The organism is Candidatus Nitrotoga sp. M5, from assembly GCF_927904885.1.
GTDB lineage: Bacteria > Pseudomonadota > Gammaproteobacteria > Burkholderiales > Gallionellaceae > Nitrotoga.
This window is the reverse complement of the sequence record NZ_CAKMNW010000004.1, coordinates 71,724-90,626: the sequence shown is the minus strand read 5'-3', so window position 1 is coordinate 90,626 and position 18,903 is coordinate 71,724. Positions and strand designations below refer to the sequence as shown.

The following is an 18,903-nucleotide window of genomic DNA, read 5'->3' as shown; positions in this document are numbered from 1 at the left end:
CGACTATGCGCAGCCGCATCATCAAATGGATAGACCATCGTTTCCCTCTCACTAGCTTCGTCAAACATGAGCTGACGGGTTATCCCACGCCGCGCAATCTAAGCTATTGGTGGAATTTCGGCTTTCTCGCTGGATTCGTACTGATACTGCAAACTGCTACTGGAATATTCCTGGCTATGCATTACAAGGCCGATATTGCGCTTTCCTTTGATTCCATCCAGCACATCATGCGTGACGTAAACTACGGCTGGCTGTTGCGTTATATGCACGCGACCGGAGCTTCTGCCTTCTTCTTGGTGATCTACATCCACATGGCGCGCACGATGTATTACGGTTCCTATCGGGCGCCACGCGAATTGCTGTGGTGGACCGGGCAAGGTTTATTGCTGCTGTTGATGGCGACCGCGTTTATGGGCTATTTACTGCCGTGGGGGCAAATGTCTTTCTGGGGTGCAACGGTAATCACCGATCTGTTTCACGTCACCCCCTTTATCGGCGACCAAGTGGTTATCTGGTTACGCGGCGACTACACCGTGGGTGATGCCACTCTGACTCGTTTTTTCGCACTGCACTATCTGTTCCTATTCCTTATTATCGGTGCGGTGGTGGTGCATCTGGTGGCGCTGCACAAGGTGAAGAGCAGCAATCCAAGTGGTATCAATCTGGCCGACAAAGACAACATTCCGTTTCATCCGTATTTCACCATCAAGGATTTATTTGGGCTAGGGCTGTTTTTGATCGTGTACTGCTATTTTGTATTCTTCCTGCCTGACAGCTTAATGGAACCAGCCAACAATATTCCGGCCAACCCCATGAAAACCCCAAACCATATTGTTCCGGAATGGTACTTCCTGCCGTTCTACGCTATTTTGCGTTCAGTGCCCAACATGGTTGGTGGCGTGGTGGCGATGGGTTTATCTGTGATGATGTTTGCTTTTATGCCTTTTCTGGATCGCTCGCGTATTCCGGGCGGAGCGCATTTTCGTCCAGTCTACAGGGTGCAGGTTTACCTCTTTTTGCTGGTCATGTTGGTACTCGGTTATGTCGGCTACGTTCCTTCGACCAATCAGACCGTCTTGATCGGACAGGTGGCAACGTTGTGCTATTTTGGTTCATTCTTTTTCATCCCGTTCATATCTAAAGCGGAAGAGCGCTGGCTGATCAAACGCGGCTTGCCACCTGAAGTGAAGATTCAGATGGAGAGCGAAGCACTCGCCATCGAGAACCGTAAACTCAAGAATCACAACCGTAGTAGTGACAAAACATGAACAAGCTTCTGAAAATTACAATGTTTTGTTGCTTTAGTGTGCATGCATGGGCGTCAGACGTTACGCTGGAAAAAATACGCATAGAGACCGATATTTCAGCCGTTGAGCGTGGCGCTGAAATTATGATAAATGTTTGCCATAGTTGCCATAGCATGAAGTACATCAAATACCGCGATTTAGTTGCTTTTGGAATAGATAAGCAGAAAGTGGATGTTTGGCGTGGCAATCAATCTTTGGACGCCTCGTTACTTGCGCAGATGTCAGAGAGCGATACCTTGCAGGCATTCGGCAAAGCACCACCTGATCTTAGTCTGATGGTGAAGGCGCGTGACGGCGGCGCGAATTATGTGTATTCCTATCTGGTGGGTTATTACATCACCCCCGAAGGAATGCAGAGTAATTATGTCTATCCTGAAACCAAGATGCCCGACATACTCAGTATCAGCAATGCCACCGAAGGCACGCAGCGTGCCGAGATTCAAAGACGGGCACGCGACATCGTATCTTTCCTCTCTTGGGCAGCTGATCCGCATGCAGCGGAGCGTATCCGGCTAGGCTACTATGTGATTGCCTATTTGCTCGTGCTGACCACGTTACTCTATTTAGTCAAGAATCAGATATGGTCAAGATTGAAATAAGGGCGCCTCTCAAAATTCAATTTTCGAGCAGCCGATTCGTAGCTTGCCTGCTTACTCCGTTGCTATGCAAGACATGACGCGAGTAAAAATTTTTGTGCGGCATATGATTGATATGTTAGTGAATAATCTTACGAGTAACACCGTATTGTGACGCAAATTTGTTTTTTAGAGGTGCCTTTGGTTGAGTCAATCGTGCTTGTGCGGTTTCAAAAGATTTGCCACTAAGCCGCTCCAGCCAGTTTGATGCGAAGCACCCACCCCGCGACCGGTATCACCATGAAAATATTCATGAAACAAAATATAGTCTCGGAAGTGCGGGTCTTCCTGAAGTTTTTTTTGATCGCCGAACGCCGGTCGCCGTCCTGAGCTATCGCGCCTGAACAAGCGCGTCAAGCGTAGCGCCAGTTCGTCGGCAACAGCATGAATGGAGAGCATGTTTCCGGAGCCTGTAGGACATTCAATCTTAAACTCATCGCCGTAAAATTCGGCGAAGCGACGTAGTGAAGTTATCAATAGATAATTGACTGGGAACCAGATCGGTCCACGCCAGTTGGAATTGCCGCCGAACATCCCCGATTCCGATTCGGCTGGTTGGTAGCTGACACTCATCGGACTGTCGATGCAGCTGAAGACATAAGGGTCATCTTTATGGGCGCGTGAGAGCGAGCGTATGCCGTAGTCGGAAAGGAATTCAGTCTCGTCCAGCATGCGCCTCAACAATGCTTTCATGCGATGACCACGAAGTAGTGAGAGTAGGCGACGTTGGCCACGCCCCGGTTCCTGCCAGCGAGAGACGAGTCCTGCCAACTCGGGACGATGTTTCATGAACCATTCCAGTCGTATTTTGAAACCCGGCAGCCGATCAAGCATATCTGGTTCGATAATTTCCACGGCATATAGTGGGATGAGGCCCACCATAGAACGCACCTTGAGCGGTATCATCTTGCTATTGTGGATGCGCAGGACATCGTAGAAAAATTGATCTTCTTCGTTCCACAAGCCGACACCTTGATCGCCGATGTTGTTCATGGCCTGTGCAATGTACAAAAAGTGCTCAAAAAACTTGGTAGCAATATCCTCATAGGTAGGGTTGTGCAGCGCCAATTCGAGTGCAATACGCATCAGGTTGAGCGCATACATGGCCATCCAGCTGGTGCCATCGGCTTGATTGATATAACCGCCTGTAGGTAGTGGCGCACTACGGTCAAATACGCCGATGTTATCCAAACCGAGGAAACCGCCCTGAAACATGTTGTGCCCATCGATATCCTTGCGGTTGACCCACCAGGTAAAGTTCAGCAGCAGCATGTGCAGCTCACGCTCAAGAAAATCAAGGTCACCGCTACCATTGTTGGCATCTCTCTCGGCTTTGTATACCTCCCACACAGCCCATGCATGCACTGGCGGATTCACGTCGCCGAAAGCCCATTCGTAAGCGGGCATCTGGCCGTTAGGATGCATGTACCAAACGCGCGTCAACAACAGTAGTTGATTTTTGGCGAACACCGGATCGATATCCGCCAAAGTGACACAGTGAAAAGCCAGATCCCATGCGGCATACCAAGGATATTCCCACTTGTCCGGCATCGAAATAATGTCTTCGTTGTTCAAATGCTGCCACTCACTGTTCCGCCCGTTAAGACGTTCGGGCGGTGGCGGTGGCATGTTCGGATCGCCTTGCTGCCATTTCGGGATATCGATATGGTAAAACTGCTTGCTCCAGATCATGCCAGCAAAGGCTTGGCGTTGAATCATGCGCGCATCATCGTCAGTAATATCAGCTTGAAGCACGGCATAGAATTCGTCAGCCTCGGCTTGGCGTAAATTTAAAATAGAATCAAAATCCTTGAAAGGGCGCTTATTCACTGCGCGGGTGAGACGCAAGCGAACTTCAACCTTCTCATGTGCCGGTACTGTAAAGTCGAAGTGCCCAGCCCCTTTGGTACCGCTTTTAAGTGGATTGACGGCATGAGGGTTGCCGTGGACGATATGTTCGTGAAAGGCATCCTTGAAATAGCCTTTCCCTTCTGTACCGTACAGGCGTTGTACGTTTGTTTCGTTATCGCAGAATAGCAATTCCGTTGCACTATCGAAGTGACAGTAATAAGTACCCAATTTTGGGTGCTGCAACACGATGGAATTCTGTTCAGTGGCTGACAGCTCCGGCTTCTCGGTTTTCCCTTCCCATATCCATTCGTTTCTGAACCATAGCTGCGGCAGAATGTGCAGCGGTGCGTCGTCGGGGCCGCGATTGTGTGCGGTAACCCGCATCAGAATATCGTGCGCGTCGGCCTTGGCGTATTCCACAAACACATCGAAGTAGCGGTCATCGGCAAAGGTACCGGTGTCAATCAGTTCGAATTCTGGCATGTCCATGCCACGCCGTCCGTTTTCCTCCACCAGCCAAGTATAGGGATACGCCTGCTGGGGATATTTGTAGAGCATCTTCAGATAAGAATGAGTCGGTGTAGCATCCAGGTAGTAATACAGTTCTTTGACGTCTTCGCCGTGGTTGCCCTCATTGTTGGTCAATCCGAACAGACGCTCTTTCAGAATCGGATCGTGCTCATTCCACAATGCCAGCCCCAGGCACAAATGCTGATATTTGTCGCTGATTCCTGCGATGCCATCTTCACCCCAACGATAGGCGCGACTGCGTGCATGATCGTGGCTGAAATATTCCCAGGCTTCACCGTGCGGGCTGTAGTCCTCGCGAACCGTTCCCCATTGGCGTTCGCTCACATAAGGCCCCCATCTGGACCATTCCGGCTCGCCGTTATCTCGTGCGATGAGTCGTTTCTGTTCTACACTGATGGGTGCGCCCCGTTTGGCTTGATTGTTTGGATTTGACTTGCGTGGAGTCGATGCGGTGGTCATCTTGATTTTCCTTTTCCAATTGAGGTATTCATTAACCGGTTATGTGCGCCATCATTCAAATCCAGCCACGCGCGTAGTACTTCCGAAACACTCCATGCCTGGGCAAAGCAACCGCGTGGTGCGAATGGCGATTCGGCATCGAATATCTCGCTGACACTGCCGACACAGGCCTCACCAAGGTGCAGCCCCAGCGGCTCAAGAAAAGAGCGTGCCTTGTCCGCATCGCGATAGACGCGGTAGTGCGCATCCACGAACGGACCGATTAGCCAGGCCCAAACGGTACCCTGATGATAAGCCGCGTCGCGTTGCAATGGATTGCCTCGATAGTAGGGCACGTAGCCGTGCTGGTCAGGTGCCAGGCTACGTAATCCATTTGAGGTCAACAACTCACGTGCGCATACATCCACGACAGCCTTTTGCTGCTTCTTGTTCAAGGGGCTATTGGGTAACGATACTGCAAATATCTGGTTAGGACGCAGGCGTGAATCGAGCTTGCGCTCATCGGAGTCAGAAACACCTTCTGGTCCGTCGATTACATCATATAAATAACTTTGTTCGTCATTCCAGAAACGCTGAAAGCTTGAACGTACTTGCGCCGTCGCTTTGCAATATTCACCTGCCAATTTTTTCCTACCCAGCTGCTTACTCAAATCGGCCATGATAGCCAGCGCGTTGTACCAAAGCGCATTGACTTCAACAGCCTTGCCGATGCGCGGCGTCACTACCCAATCACCGATCTTAGCGTCCATCCAGGTAAGTTGCGTGCCTTCTTCACCGGCAGCCAGCAAGCCATCCCGAACATCGACCTTGATACCATAGCGAGTGCCTTTTCGATGATACGCGATGATATCGACGAGTACCGGATAAAGCGCTTTTGCCAGAGTGATATCGCCGCTGCGACGGGTGTATTGATCCACCGCGTTGAAGTACCACAACGTTGCATCGACTGTGTTGTATTCCGGCATTTCGCCATGGTCAGGGAAGCGATTCGGCAACATGCCTTCGTTGATGTGCGCAGCAAACGTGCGCAAGATGCTGGCGGCCATATCAAAACGCTTTAATGCCAAGGTCAGACCGGGCAAGGCGATCATGGTGTCGCGACCCCAATCGCCGAACCAGGGATATCCCGCGATGAGGGTTTTACCTGTCGGACGACCATCATGGTAACGATCGACAATAAATTGCTCGGTGGCCAGTGCCAGCTGTCTTATCCAGTGTGGCGCATCAGCGGGAAGCACGGCCAACAGCGCTTGCGAAGATTCGTGAATTTGCGCACTGATAACAGCAAATTTTTTCGGTGCAGTCGATTCGGCGGACATTACACAAGTCGTATCCCGCCCTTCATCGAGAGTCAGAGTAAAACGACCCGGACAGAATAAATCTTCGCTATCGTCCATTCCGCGCACGGTCTCCACTCGGTGTTTGAAATTCCAGTACCATGCGGGGTCAGCGATAAACTTGGCGCCATTGCAAATTATGCGGTAGGAACGTGCGCTCTGGGATGCATGTGCTTTAAAGCCATTTCTTATTTCGCTGATATGCATATCCCAATCCCCATGGCTGTGGCTGTGATAATCCCGGTATGTGCACAATGGCTTCAGCTCGAGTTCGAGCGTATCGCTCGCACGCAATATACGGAAATGCAGATAGGTGGTGTTCTGCCCAGGTGCCATCAGCACACGTTTTTCGATCAACGCGTCTGCCAGCGCGTAATGCCACACTGGGACGGTGCCATCCATAAAAAAAGTTTCGAGGTGAAGGTATCCGTGCGGCGTTACCGTACCGTCGACAAACTCGTTGCAGAAGAGAGGATAGGTTTTACCTCCATAACGCACCGTTACATCCATCTTCGCTACCAGCAAGGTGCGCCCTGCTGGAGGTGTCAAGGCGGCCATGAGCAGGCCATGGTAGCGGCGCGTGTTCAGGTCGCCGACTGTGCCGGAAGCGTAACCCCCCATACCGTTGGTGACTAGCCATTCACGTTCAACTGCCTGTTCAAAATTTCCGCAAACACCCCGTCCCAAATGAAGGTGTGTCTCGTTCATTACGTTCAACGACATTTGTGAGCTCAATTTTAATTCCTTCTTAAAAACAGGCATTGATCGGCTAGGTCACATATTTCAAATATAGAGAATTAGTCTGTCCAAACAATAAAACCTTACGGGTGATATTGCAACGGGATGGTAACTCGATGTGATAAGTCTTGCGCAGACTGATGATTTACCCATGGTAAGGCTAAGTGCTAGCTGCGACTGAAAAGACCAAAAATATCGTGTCTACCTTCAGGTTAACCATGAGTGAAATATCGAGCTTCTTTCATTCAGGCCAACCTGTGGTGCTGTAACAAAGGGATAGGGCTTAGGGCAGGTAAGTTGATAAGGTGATTTGTCGAAAAGTTTTACATTGTGTCATATAAATATATTTAAATATTTTATAACAATATGAAATATTTAAGTATTATTTATTGGCACGATAAATGCTTTAACTAGGTTACGATCAATAAATATTTTAGGTGAATATAATGAAATCTAAACAAATCCTGGCGGTAATCAGCTTAATAAGTCTTGCGATGGGAAGCCACTCAGCTTTGGCGACAACGATTGATGTTACCTATGCAAATTCAGCTAACTTCGGCAGTGGATCCGTTGGCTATTACAACGGTAAAATTGCTCCCAATCCATCCTCCGGTACAAATTTAGTCGGCGTTGGAATTGGCGGCGACAGTTTCACGACAGCAGATCAGACACATGACTTCTCCGCTACCGGCCAATTCAATACATGGTGCATAGACATTTACCATTGGTTGATTGGTGGCAGCGTTACATACAATGTTGCGACCGGAGCTGAACTTGCCACTACATTGAGTGCTTTGCGTCCTGGAACTCCAGATGGAACTGCGAGAGTGAACCAATTGGGACAGTTGGCCAATCAAGTGTATAGCATTGTTGACACTAAGGATGAGTCAGCAGCTTTTCAATTGGCCGTATGGGCGATTACTTACGGGAATACTGAAAGTGGGTTCTATCGCATCAATACGACTAACTCGGGCTTCAAGGTAGACAGTGGTACAGCGGCTTCAACCTATGGAATCTTGGCTGACACGTGGCTACAGAACTTAAATACAGCAAGCAATACAGGGAATTATAGTCTCACGTATTTGAATGACGGTATTTCTAATAGTACGCAAGATATGGTTGTTTTCACAGCTTCTAAAATCCCCACAATTACTCTACCTGCTCCTGTTCCTGAACCTACTACCCTTGCCCTTTTCGGACTCGGCCTAGCTGGACTTGGATTCAGCAGGCGTAAGCTCGGTAAATACCGTTTTTAAAGTCAAGCATTTATCAGTTGATCGTGTTGATATGGCTGCTCAGTTTTGAGTATGCTAAAGCATAAATACCCCCGCTTACGCATTGCGGCACCGAGGAAGGACATCTTGGACTTACCTCGGGAAAGCAGGCGTTCATAAACAGCTTTGACGTGTGTTGTAGCGCACCCCAGTAGCGAACTACCCGATTGTGATTCCATTGGAACGAGTCCCAGATTAAGCCGCCAATTGTTCCGCTGAGCCAAAATCATGATTGTCTATCACTGAGCGTATTTTGCTCCCACCTGCAGGATACTTGCTGGAATATTTTGGAGCAAGGTCCTATCTTTCTGAAGATCCGAATACTTATCAATAATCTGCATCAATATACTTATATGTCTGTGTTAACTGACTGATCAGAAAAAATATACTTTTTTAAGTAATTAATGAATCAGTTCTGGCGTGTCTATGACACTGATTGTCACTTGTGATTGAGCTCGCGTTGTACATCTTGGGTAATGGCTTCACGGCGAACCAATTCTCCCGTGCCAATGCTGGCCGTCTATAAGGCCGAACAGTCTGTTGATCATTGTTTTAACGAAACGATTTTCTAGTACATATCACGCAAAAATTTCGTCACACTTTACTCACTATCGAACCTCGCATGAGTAAGCAGCGTAAGCTGTTGTCTTGGCGTTATGGCGATGTCAAAACACTCTTTTTCCGCTGTCGCAAGAATTGAAGCGGTTGATTCTGGGTTTTTAGATCGCGTGCGATCATCGCAAGCGGTGCAACAATGTGCGATATTAAGAATATTGCTATCCAGTTTCGCTAACTGGTTAGCAAGGGAGATACATAACCCCATCAAACGTATTGGTGACAAACTAATCTGAACGGGTACCATCGGAGAATCTTAAAGGAAACCGTTAAGTGGTAAAAAATTCAATGCCAAAGTTGGAGCTGGATGACCGAGAAGCAGTCGGTAGATTTGGTGAAATGATGAATAAATTCAGAAAGGGCGAAGCATGACCGAACCTACCATCACCTGTCCAAGTTGTAAGATCGAGATCAAGCTCACAGAATCATTGGCAGCACCGCTGGTCGCGGCGACACGCAAGCAATTTGAGCAACAGCTGGCGCAAAAAGACAGTGACATCGCACAGCGCGAACAGGCAATGCGCGACAAGGAAAAGCAGCTAGAAGTAGACAAGCACAAACTCGACGATCAAGTGGCCGATCAAGTTGCGGCACAGTTGAAAGAAGAGCGCTCTCGCGTTATTGCTGAGGAAGCCAGGAAAGCTAAACTTGCCAGTGCTGCCGAACTGGATAACAAGGCACGTGAACTGTCCGAATTGCAAGAGGTGCTTAAAACAAACAATGGAAAACTGGCCGAGGCGCAGAAAGCACAAGCCGAACTCATCAAGAAGCAGCGAGAGCTCGATGATGCTACTCGTGAACTGGATCTCACGGTAGAAAAGCGGGTGCAGGACGGATTGACCGTCGTTCGTACGCAAGCTAAAAAAGATGCCGAAGATGAGCAGAAGCTGAAGGTAATGGAAAAAGAGCAGACCATTGCTGCGATGCAAAAACAAATTGAAGATCTCAAGCGCCGGGCTGAGCAAGGATCACAACAATTACAAGGTGAAGTTCAAGAACTCGAACTGGAAAATTTGCTGCGTACCAAATTTCCATTCGATGCCATCGATCCAGTACCAAAAGGTGAATTTGGCGGGGATGTGCTGCACCGTGTTGTTGGATCAGGTGGCCACTCCGGTGGCACCATTTTGTGGGAACTCAAGCGCACCAAAAACTGGAGCGATGGCTGGCTGGTAAAACTTCGCGGAGACCAGCGTACCGCGAAGGCAGAAATCGCCGTGATTGTGAGCCAGGTATTGCCGAAAGGTGTTGAAACCTTTGAAATGGTAGAAGGCGTCTGGGTAACACATCCTCGCGCGGCATTGCCGGTAGCGATGATTTTGCGCCAGTCATTGCTGGAGCTTGCGCTTGCACGGCAGTCCACCGAAGGGCAGCAGACCAAAACCGAAATGGTCTACCAATATCTCACCGGCCCGCGTTTTCGCCAGCGCGTTGAAGCCATCGTTGAGGCTTTTTCCACCATGCAGGATGACCTCGACAAGGAAAGAAAAGTCATCATGAAGCAATGGGCCAAGCGAGAAGAGCAGATTATGCGCGTGATGGGGGCGACGGTGGGAATGTATGGGGATTTGCAGGGGATTGCTGGGAAGTCGTTGCAGGAGATTGAGGGATTGGAATTTCCAGCGTTGGAGGCAAGTAATTCAACACCCAAAACGGTGGAAAATGGATAAGCTTTGGACTGTCTTGTTTTAACGTTCTCAAAACTCAACAGTCATGCAGGGTGGAAACGTTTTTGTGCCCACGCGGATTCTTAGAGATCAGCAAGGTTAGGCCGAAGGAAAAGGCAGCCAGCCATATTTATGTTACCGAGCACGTTCGTCAGCGCGATTCAGCCTGACATCGCGCACCATCAGTCACTCTGTTCGCGTCGTGGGCCGAACTGTGAATTGATCAGGTCCATCGGTAGCGGGAAGACGATGGTATTGCTCTTGTCGCCAGCAATTGCATTGAGAGTTTGCAGATAGCGGAGTTGCATCGCTTGCGGCGACTGTGCCAGCACTTGTGCGGCCTGGAGCAGTTTTTCGGAAGCCTGTAGTTCACCTTCGGCATGGATGACCTTGGCGCGCCGCTCGCGCTCAGCCTCAGCTTGACGGGCAATGGCGCGCACCATTGTCTCGTCGATATCCACATGTTTGATCTCCACGTTTGCCACCTTGATGCCCCAGGCGTCGGTCTGTAAATCCAGGATCTTCTGGATATCAATGTTCAAGCGCTCGCGCTCGGCTAGCATGTCATCCAATTCGTGTTTGCCGAGCACAGAACGCAAGGTGGTCTGTGCCAGTTGTGAGGTAGCCTCGTGATAGTTCTGTACTTGGATAATCGCTTTCTCCGGGTCGGTGACGCGGAAATACACCACCGCGTTCACCTTCACCGAAACGTTGTCGCGAGAAATGACGTCCTGGCTCGGCACATCCATCACCATCACACGCAGATCCACCCGTATCATCTGTTGAATGCCCGGCACAATGAGTATGATGCCCGGCCCTTTTACTTTCCAAAAGCGGCCGAGCAGAAAGACAACACCACGTTCGTACTCTCGTAGAATACGGAAGACGCTTGCAGCCGCCAGAACGATGATGAGCAGCAGTGCGCCGCCCCAGCCAAAATCCAATATCATGATTTTTCTCCTTTTTGTTCCGGTTGAACTACCAAGGTAAGCCCTTCCACTGCCATAATCCTGACCTGCGCACCATGGATCAAAGCTGTCTCGCTGCGCGCATGCCAACGCTCGCCGAAAGCCTGCACCCAGCCTTCGTGCTCGAAATCTTCGAGTACCACCGCCGTGCTGCCTAGCATTGCTTCGGTGCCTGTGACTGCCGGACGTTGCCGTGAACGCAGTGCGAAGGCCCCAATGCTGGCCAGCACCAAAGCACTGGTTATGGCCAGCGGCACGACGAAATTAAGCGAGATTTCCATACCAGGGATGTTGCCATCGATCAGCATCAGGGAACCAGCAATAAAGGCTGTGATCCCGCCGATGCCCAATATGCCGAAGCTTGGGGCGAAGGCTTCTGCCGCCATGAGGACAATACCCACCAGCAGGAGCAGGGCGCCGACAGCGTTGATCGGTAGCATGGCAAGCGCGTAGAGGGCCAGCAGCAAACTGATGGCGCCGATCACACCGGCCACACCGAAGCCCGGCGTGTAGAACTCGAATAGCAGCCCATAGATGCCGAGCAACATCAGAATCAGTGCGATATTTGGATCAGCCACTGCCGCCAGCAATTGTTCCTGCCAGTTGGGTTCGATGGTGACAATGGTGGCATTGGTGAGCGTTAGCTTGGTTTCGCCTTGTGCCAGACTAACGTTGCGTCCGTCGGCTCGGCTCAGAAAATCAGGCAGGTCTGTGGCGATGAAGTCCACCACCTTCAGTTTTACTGCTTCTTCGGCAGACAGGCTTTCTGCCTTACGTACCGCCTTCTCTGCCCATTCGGCGTTACGGCCGCGCAATTGGGCAAGACTGCGCAGGTAGGCAGCGGCATCATGCACCGCCTTCTTCTCCATGGCACTAGCGGGCGGTGCGCGTTCTTGTCCTTCGGTAGATTTTTCCGCCGCCGGGGGTTTATTGGTTTCGCCGCCCATGCCAATTGCCACTGGCGTGGCGGCGCCCAGGTTGGTGCCCGGTGCCATGGCGGCGATGTGGCTGGCATAAAGGAGATAAGTGCCTGCGCTAGCGGCCCGGGCACCGGATGGTGAAACGAAAATAGCTACCGGCACCGGCGAGGCAAGAATGCCTTGAATCATCTCACGCATGGCCGAGTCGAGCCCGCCCGGCGTATTGAGCCTGAGCACCAACAGCTCCGCTCGCGCCTGCTTCGCTTCGTCTAAAGCGCGCAGAAAGTAGGCTGCACTGGCCGGGCTGATGGCACCATCAATCCCTGCCACCACGACCGTCTTGGCAAAGGCGGCAAGCGGTAAGAGCAGCAATACAACAATAATGCAGAAGAGGCGTTTCATCGATCCCTTTCCTGACAACAGTGGCATCGCGTTTCTCAAACAATCATCACTATATGTACTGTATACCCGCATTGAGGTGAGAGGGCAATATGCTGAAATGTCTGTTTGATTTTTCAGCTTCCCGATTTCTGCGTCCATGCGTCAACGCCATCCTGGCGCGGCCTGACAGAATATCGATAGTCAGGCGTTAGCGCGGTACGATCACGACGTGCATCATGCCAGGCGATGGGTAGGGATGAGATTGGCTGATTTGGTCATTGGAGATTTAGGTTTGGGTTTGAAAAACTAAAATATCAATAAACAAAACAGCCATTAATCATTAACTATTGCGGTAGATTCTTGACGCCACTTGACTAAGAATCAGAGTGGGTGGATGGATTAACGAACTTTTGAAGTACAAAATTTCAGGTTATCGTTTGAGATAGACTTTGGTAGAGGCAATGCAAAACTATATGAGTTGCATGAGAATCATCCGTTATATTGAAATAGTAATGCTCATCATTTTCTTGAAAGGCAAGTTCAGATAATCCGCTGACATTGAACTTTAATGGCTCTACCAGCCAAACTTTCTTTGGCTCATCCAGTTCCACAAGATGGCAGTAAATATAGCCATACAATATTGAAGAGCCAGGATCTGCAACTGCTGAAAACTTAAATCGTAATTTATGTCCAGCGAACCCGATATAAAATTCATCATTACTAAGTGTTGTTACTTTTGCACCTTGCAGAGAAAATTTTGAGTTGTTTAGCTGGCTTCTAATTGTCGAATGGAATATTTCAAATTGTTTTTTCAAGGTTGAGTGCCTTGAATCTACGTCATTCAAAAGGTCCAGCAGATTTTCTCTTGTAAACATAGTGTTCTCCTAAAGATCTAAGTATTAATTGTGCAATTGCTATATTTCAATAAAATTTTACATGGCCTGGTTATTATGCTCAATAAATACTATGGGCGTTTGACTACAATCTAACAGCAATAGCGGCAAAACGAAACCATTTCCAAAACCAATATTTGGACGTTTATAGCGATGTTGATCCAGCACGAATTGAACTTGACTGATGTTCGTGATGAACTTGCCGAAGCACAAAAAGCCATTCATATTCCAACTAGCTCAATACGAACGATTTCCTGGATAAACGATGCCGGATCAATAGATGAGTTACCCTCTTGTCACAGGCAACTATAAGTGAACAGCATATGGATCGGACAGAACGGTTTTACAAAATTGAGCAGCTGCTGATTTCACGTCGGGTCGTACCAATTTCCGTCTTTCTGGAGAACCTTGGGATATCGCCTGCCACTTTTAAGCGTGATCTGGATTATCTGCGTGACCGAATGAAAATGCCCATCGAGTGGGATCCGAAAGCCAGGGGATATCGGTATGTAACAACCAATCCAAATGGCCAGTCCTCTACCTTGCCTGGATTGTGGTTCACTGCATCTGAAGTGCATGCCCTGCTGACGATGCAACACCTGCTCGCCAATCTTGGTAATGGTTTGTTGAGCAGCCATATTGCACCATTACAGACCCGCCTTAAAGCCCTGATTGGCAGTGCTGACCATAGCGTTGAAGAAGTCGTAAAACGTATCAAGTTAGAGCACGCCACCAGACGCACCTTGCCTCTTCAGTGTTTCGAGACAATCGCCACGGCAACATTGCAACGGAAGCAACTGCAGATAACTCATTTCAACCGCCAGAACGGGCAAGAAAACACCCGCATTATTTCACCCCAGCAACTTCTGTTCTATCGGGATAACTGGTATGTCGATGCATGGTGTCATCTGAGAGAAGGAATCCGCAGCTTTTCCATTGATGCCATCCGTCATGCGGAGATGCTAGAAGCACCCGCAATTGAATTATCTCAACATGAGTTCAAGGAATACTTCGAAAAAGGATACGGTATCTTCTCAGGCACAAAAGTGGCTTGGGCAAAACTCAGATTTACCCCAGAGCGGGCACGATGGGTCTCCACTGAACAATGGCATCCCGAGCAAAAATCTCGTTTTGATAAAGATGGATATTATTGCCTGGAAGTCCCGTATTCCGATGACCGCGAACTATTAATGGACATTCTCAAGCATGGCACTGAAGTCGAGGTTATAGCACCTATGGAACTGAGGGAGTGCGTTCAGAAATTGCTCGAATCTGCTTTGGCGCAATATAAACTCTAAAAAATTTATTTCAGTAGCTCACGTCATGAGCTACTACCCTGGCTATCATGGGTTTTTCCAAATTCAATCAATAAGGAGAAACTCATGTGGAAAGAAATAAAAAATAACCCAGACCGACTGGTATTTTTCGGATGTATGTTCGGTGGAGTTGTGTTGGCTGTTGTGAATATGGTTTATTGAGATTTGAGGGGGGTGTTTAGTAAAGTTTGTAAACATAGAGGGCTCTTCACGGCATTGTTGTCAACCATAACGCTGAGCGGAGTGCTGAGCAGGATCTTGCATGTTACATTTGTTGTTTAGTTTGTAAGGTTCCAAGCATTTTGTGGGCTGGAGCATTCGGGATGATACAAGGACGCTTTCTTGGAATTGACATCCTTCTGATACAGTGACGAGAAAAAAGCAACAACGTATTAATATTTAAAGAGATCTGCCTTAAATGGTACTAAGTTCAACTTTTTTAAAAAGGTTATTCTATTGTGGGACCGCGCCAATACTGGCTTAAGTTCTTGTTTTAGCTTTGCTGAAGCCACTTAACTTAATAGTATTCGGCTTTACCCTTTTGTTACTTTAAGTTTCAAATTTAGAGATGGATAAAAATTGACGACATGTAGCATTGATGATTGCTCACTTGAGGTTTATGAAGATAGTAGTAATTGCATTCTTCATTGTGAAAAAAGTGCTTACCCTCAAGATTTTCATAAAATTGGCTTTTTGAGTTCATTCTATAAAGAACTAATTCTGTTTATCGTTGAACAGGAATTCTCATACAAAAGTGAAACGTCAGAATTCAATAAATCCAACTTGGAAGAATTTTTAAAGGGAAATGATAATGAAAGCACTTCTGACCACCTCAATAAGGACATCAAGGTTGCGTTTTCTAATATTGTGTACCCAAGTAGGGATAGCAGAGATAGTTTTGATTATCTGAACCTACTAAAAAAATTAGGTGCAATTCACTTTGATTCTTGTCAGTTCCATGTATATGGACTGGATTTAGGTGATATTAGATGCTTCTATCAAGACTGTGTCTTTCATGATAGGTGGTCCATTTACAACTCACCAATTTTAGAAAATGACAATAGTGTTCTATATCAGTGTTGCACCTTCAATAAATCAGTAAGCACATACACCACTGATAAAGGAAAGCGCAAAATAGATAGCCAATTATTTAATAATTGTAATTTTCAGAAAGGCATCGAATTCGAATCAGTAGTTTTTAATGCTCCGATATTCAATAACACTGATGATATGGATCTACACTTAGAGTCCATCCGTCTACTCGATTGTGAAGTAAAAGATAAATTTATACTTAACCACTGCAAAATCGGATTATTTAAGCTCGAAGATTCTTTGATTGAATCAAAGTTCGAGTTCAAATCTAATGTGGTTAAAATATTTCAAATTTTTAACACTAATTTCTCCAAAGTTGTTGACACTTATGAAACTAAATTTACGAAGTTCAATCTTGAGAAAAGTATATTTGAGGATTTTGTTGGTTTTGAAAAATGTTTATTTGGTTATGCTAATGAAGCCAATGATGATTTAGTAGCCAAATTTACTTATGCAACGTTCCTTAGTTTTATTAATTTTAGAAACACAAGATTTGTTAGTGGGCTAGATATTGAAAACATCAATTTAAAGGAAGCACCTAATTTCCTAAAATCCCAGATCAATGCGAAATATTGCAATAGGGAAACTTTCAGGATTATAAAAAGCTCGTTCGACAAAACGGGAAACTATATCGAAGCAAACAAGTATTTCGCCCATGAAATGCAGAAATATAAAGAGGAGTTGAAAGGAACAAATAGAACTCAAGAAAAGCTTATTTTGTTCTTGAATGAAAAAATTTCAAATTATGGGCAAAGCTATATCAGACCAATCATTTATATGCTAGTCACTTCGATTATTTATTACATATTAATACTAGGATATGAACAGAACGTTGTTTATGAGATACATCCTGGCATTAATGGGGTACTAAATATTTTTTCAAGCATATTGAATAGAGTCGCGGTCAACATCCTACCGTTCAGTAAATTTCTCAAAGAGGGAATGGAGTTTATTAGTCTCATTTTTTACATTGTGTATGCCAGCCTAATCTGGCAAACATTAGTAGCAGTGAAGAGACACACAAGGAGATGAAGCGCGGTAGGTTGGGCTGAATGAAATGAAGCCCAACATCTCAATTACGCTTGGCCAGGTGGCAGGAACGAATGTGCTTGTCTTTCCCCAGTCGCCGCAAGCATCCGGTCTTATGTGCCTTCCACTGCATCGGCACATAGGTAACGCATCAGATCAACCACCTCCAACAATAATTGGGGTCAGAGTAATATTAATTATGTCAAGAAAGGCAGGGTGATCACAAAATAAAATAGACAATACCAATCAATACTACTCTGACCCTAATTATATTTGCATTCATGTATTCAAAACTCTACGCCATTCACCGATACTTCAATCATCTGCAGATACAAAGTTTGTTCTTATAGTTAAAAGAAAAAATAGACGCGCATAATTAAGTTACCCTCGGCTTTGCCGGGGGTAACTTAATTTTAGGTGCGTGTTGATAGGTGTTTTAGATTGTTGTTGCACGTCTGCACAGCCTTCAGGCATTCATGCGCATCAATTCGAGTGAATAGCGCCGTCGACGATTTTTACGTGATCTCCGTTCCGCCACGTCGGTGCTTTGGCCATATGAATGACGCGGCTCGATCCGTTGTTCATGCGAACGGTGACTGCGTAGCTTTTAGTCGATCTCACCCTTTTCTCGACCTCGTTTCCTGCCATTACTCCGCCCACCGCGCCAACCACGGTCGCGATGTCCTTGCCGCGGCCACCGCCAACCTGGTTGCCAATGAGGCCGCCTACTACCGCTCCGCCGACCGCACCGAGTCCGGTGCCTTCACCCTTGGTTTCAACCTCTCGCGTCGACACGATTGTTGCGCATTCTGCACATTTTACCCGTGCCGGTTGTGTGTTTGCCGCTACACGTGATTGCGAATCCGATTGCACTTTTGCTTTGGTAGGTTTGGGCACTTCGGACTGAGATTTCTCGAGACTGATAGGGGCCGCGTTGTCACTCTGCTGGCCCTTGGAGTTTGGAATCCAACCCATGATGGCCGCGATACCGGCGGCGCAGAACAAGATTATCGCGATGCCTGCTGTCCATATCAGTACGGGGGGGAATTTGTTGGCTTGCGTTTCCATGTTTATTTCCATTGTTGTCTTACTACTTCGAATTACGTCTATGCCGACGTCAAATGACAACTAGAAGTCGAAGCACCGGCCGAACAAGGCCGATGCATCCTTCATCTGCTATTGCTTAAGCTATTTTTTGATCTGGTTACCGATGACGCCACCAACAGCAGCGCCGCCAATTGTCCCGGCAGTGCTGCCTCCCGTGAGCACAGCCCCTCCGACAGCGCCTACTCCGGCACCGATTGCAGTATTCCGATCTCTTTCAGACATCCCGCCACAACCGCCCAGACCCAGCAACACTGCTGCTGCAAGCATACTGACTGCAAATTTATTCATTGTTTTCATTTAAAATACTCCTGTTTAACTACATTTAACTACGTTTAAGTTTGGTTTGCATATCAGCTGGTTGATCTCATTCACAAATTAATCATTCATTGGCGTCGGAAATTATCTGCATAATAGCCCATCCTACATTCACTTTTGCCGCATGGCATCCTTGAGGGATGCAATACAGCTGTCGCCTCGCGCAACCTAAATCGCCCTTGCTGGCAAACTCCTATGTATTAATTGGGGTCAGAGAAGAATGCCACTAAGTTAAGGAGCTTCAACACAGCTAAAATAATAAGTTAAGCTAATGTTGACGCGGGTTTTACGATAGTCTGAACTTGCTAAAAAGCCTTAACTTAGTGCCATTCGGGTAAGAGAAATATAATAATTAGTGTCTATAATAATTGGGGTCAGAGTAACATTAATTTCATATTTAACATTACTCTGACATTAATTATTCTTTAGTTGTGAAGGAAGATTAAAGAATCAAACGGAGCGGCTTGA

At 47.3% G+C, this 18,903-nt stretch carries 13 protein-coding genes; 6 read left to right on the top strand and 7 right to left on the bottom strand.

The window, feature by feature from the left end; genetic code table 11:
- Positions 1-5 precede the first annotated feature (5 nt).
- The gene (locus MJ770_RS01490) at positions 6-1,268 is read left to right on the top strand and encodes a cytochrome b (protein WP_239249714.1); all 1,263 of its coding nucleotides are present in this window, start codon (positions 6-8) and stop codon (positions 1,266-1,268) included.
- Positions 1,265-1,906 (top strand): cytochrome c1, encoded by a 642-nt coding sequence (locus MJ770_RS01485; RefSeq protein ID WP_239249712.1) that lies wholly within the window; start codon positions 1,265-1,267, stop codon positions 1,904-1,906. The genes MJ770_RS01490 and MJ770_RS01485 overlap by 4 nt, the downstream gene beginning before the upstream one ends.
- Before the next feature lie 186 nt (positions 1,907-2,092).
- On the opposite strand, the gene MJ770_RS01480 is transcribed toward MJ770_RS01485, so the two are convergent.
- Entirely contained in the window at positions 2,093-4,783 is a 2,691-nt protein-coding gene (locus tag MJ770_RS01480; RefSeq protein WP_239249710.1) for an MGH1-like glycoside hydrolase domain-containing protein, read from the bottom strand.
- On the bottom strand, positions 4,780-6,843 hold the full coding sequence (locus MJ770_RS01475; RefSeq protein ID WP_239249708.1) for an amylo-alpha-1,6-glucosidase: 2,064 nt from the start codon (positions 6,841-6,843) through the stop codon (positions 4,780-4,782). Before MJ770_RS01475 ends, MJ770_RS01480 begins: the two co-directional genes overlap by 4 nt.
- 461 nt (positions 6,844-7,304) lie before the next feature.
- On the opposite strand from MJ770_RS01475, the gene MJ770_RS01470 reads away from it, so the two are divergent.
- The gene (locus tag MJ770_RS01470; protein ID WP_239249707.1) at positions 7,305-8,114 is read left to right on the top strand and encodes a PEP-CTERM sorting domain-containing protein; all 810 of its coding nucleotides are present in this window, start codon (positions 7,305-7,307) and stop codon (positions 8,112-8,114) included.
- Positions 8,115-9,115: 1,001 nt separating this feature from the next.
- A complete protein-coding gene (locus MJ770_RS01465; protein ID WP_239249705.1) occupies positions 9,116-10,417 on the top strand; it encodes a DUF2130 domain-containing protein in 1,302 nt (433 codons plus the stop codon).
- Between the two features lie 179 nt (positions 10,418-10,596).
- On the opposite strand, the gene MJ770_RS01460 is transcribed toward MJ770_RS01465, so the two are convergent.
- The 3 genes from MJ770_RS01460 to MJ770_RS01450 form a co-directional block, all read right to left on the bottom strand.
- Positions 10,597-11,364, bottom strand: a complete 768-nt coding sequence (locus MJ770_RS01460; RefSeq protein ID WP_239249703.1) for a slipin family protein — start codon at positions 11,362-11,364, stop codon at positions 10,597-10,599.
- Positions 11,361-12,842 (bottom strand): NfeD family protein, encoded by a 1,482-nt coding sequence (locus tag MJ770_RS01455; protein WP_239249701.1) that lies wholly within the window; start codon positions 12,840-12,842, stop codon positions 11,361-11,363. Before MJ770_RS01455 ends, MJ770_RS01460 begins: the two co-directional genes overlap by 4 nt.
- A 266-nt stretch (positions 12,843-13,108) precedes the next feature.
- On the bottom strand, positions 13,109-13,558 hold the full coding sequence (locus tag MJ770_RS01450; RefSeq protein ID WP_239249699.1) for a hypothetical protein: 450 nt from the start codon (positions 13,556-13,558) through the stop codon (positions 13,109-13,111).
- A 311-nt stretch (positions 13,559-13,869) separates the two neighbouring features.
- Between MJ770_RS01450 and MJ770_RS01445 the strand changes: the two genes are divergently transcribed.
- Together MJ770_RS01445 and MJ770_RS01440 are read left to right on the top strand one after the other, a co-directional pair.
- Positions 13,870-14,874, top strand: coding sequence for a helix-turn-helix transcriptional regulator (locus MJ770_RS01445; RefSeq protein WP_239249697.1), 1,005 nt, complete (start codon positions 13,870-13,872; stop codon positions 14,872-14,874).
- A gap of 597 nt (positions 14,875-15,471) precedes the next feature.
- Positions 15,472-17,016: a hypothetical protein gene (locus MJ770_RS01440; RefSeq protein ID WP_239249695.1), complete on the top strand. Its 1,545-nt coding sequence runs from the start codon at positions 15,472-15,474 to the stop codon at positions 17,014-17,016.
- A 480-nt stretch (positions 17,017-17,496) separates the two neighbouring features.
- Here the strand turns inward: MJ770_RS01440 and MJ770_RS01435 are convergent, their stop codons facing one another.
- Both MJ770_RS01435 and MJ770_RS01430 read right to left on the bottom strand, forming a co-directional pair.
- Positions 17,497-18,081, bottom strand: a complete 585-nt coding sequence (locus MJ770_RS01435) for an outer membrane lipoprotein (protein ID WP_239249693.1) — start codon at positions 18,079-18,081, stop codon at positions 17,497-17,499.
- Between the two features lie 120 nt (positions 18,082-18,201).
- Positions 18,202-18,417 carry a glycine zipper 2TM domain-containing protein gene (locus MJ770_RS01430; RefSeq protein ID WP_320412207.1) on the bottom strand — a complete coding sequence of 72 codons (216 nt, stop codon included), beginning with the start codon at positions 18,415-18,417 and terminating at the stop codon, positions 18,202-18,204.
- Positions 18,418-18,903: the final 486 nt, after the last annotated feature.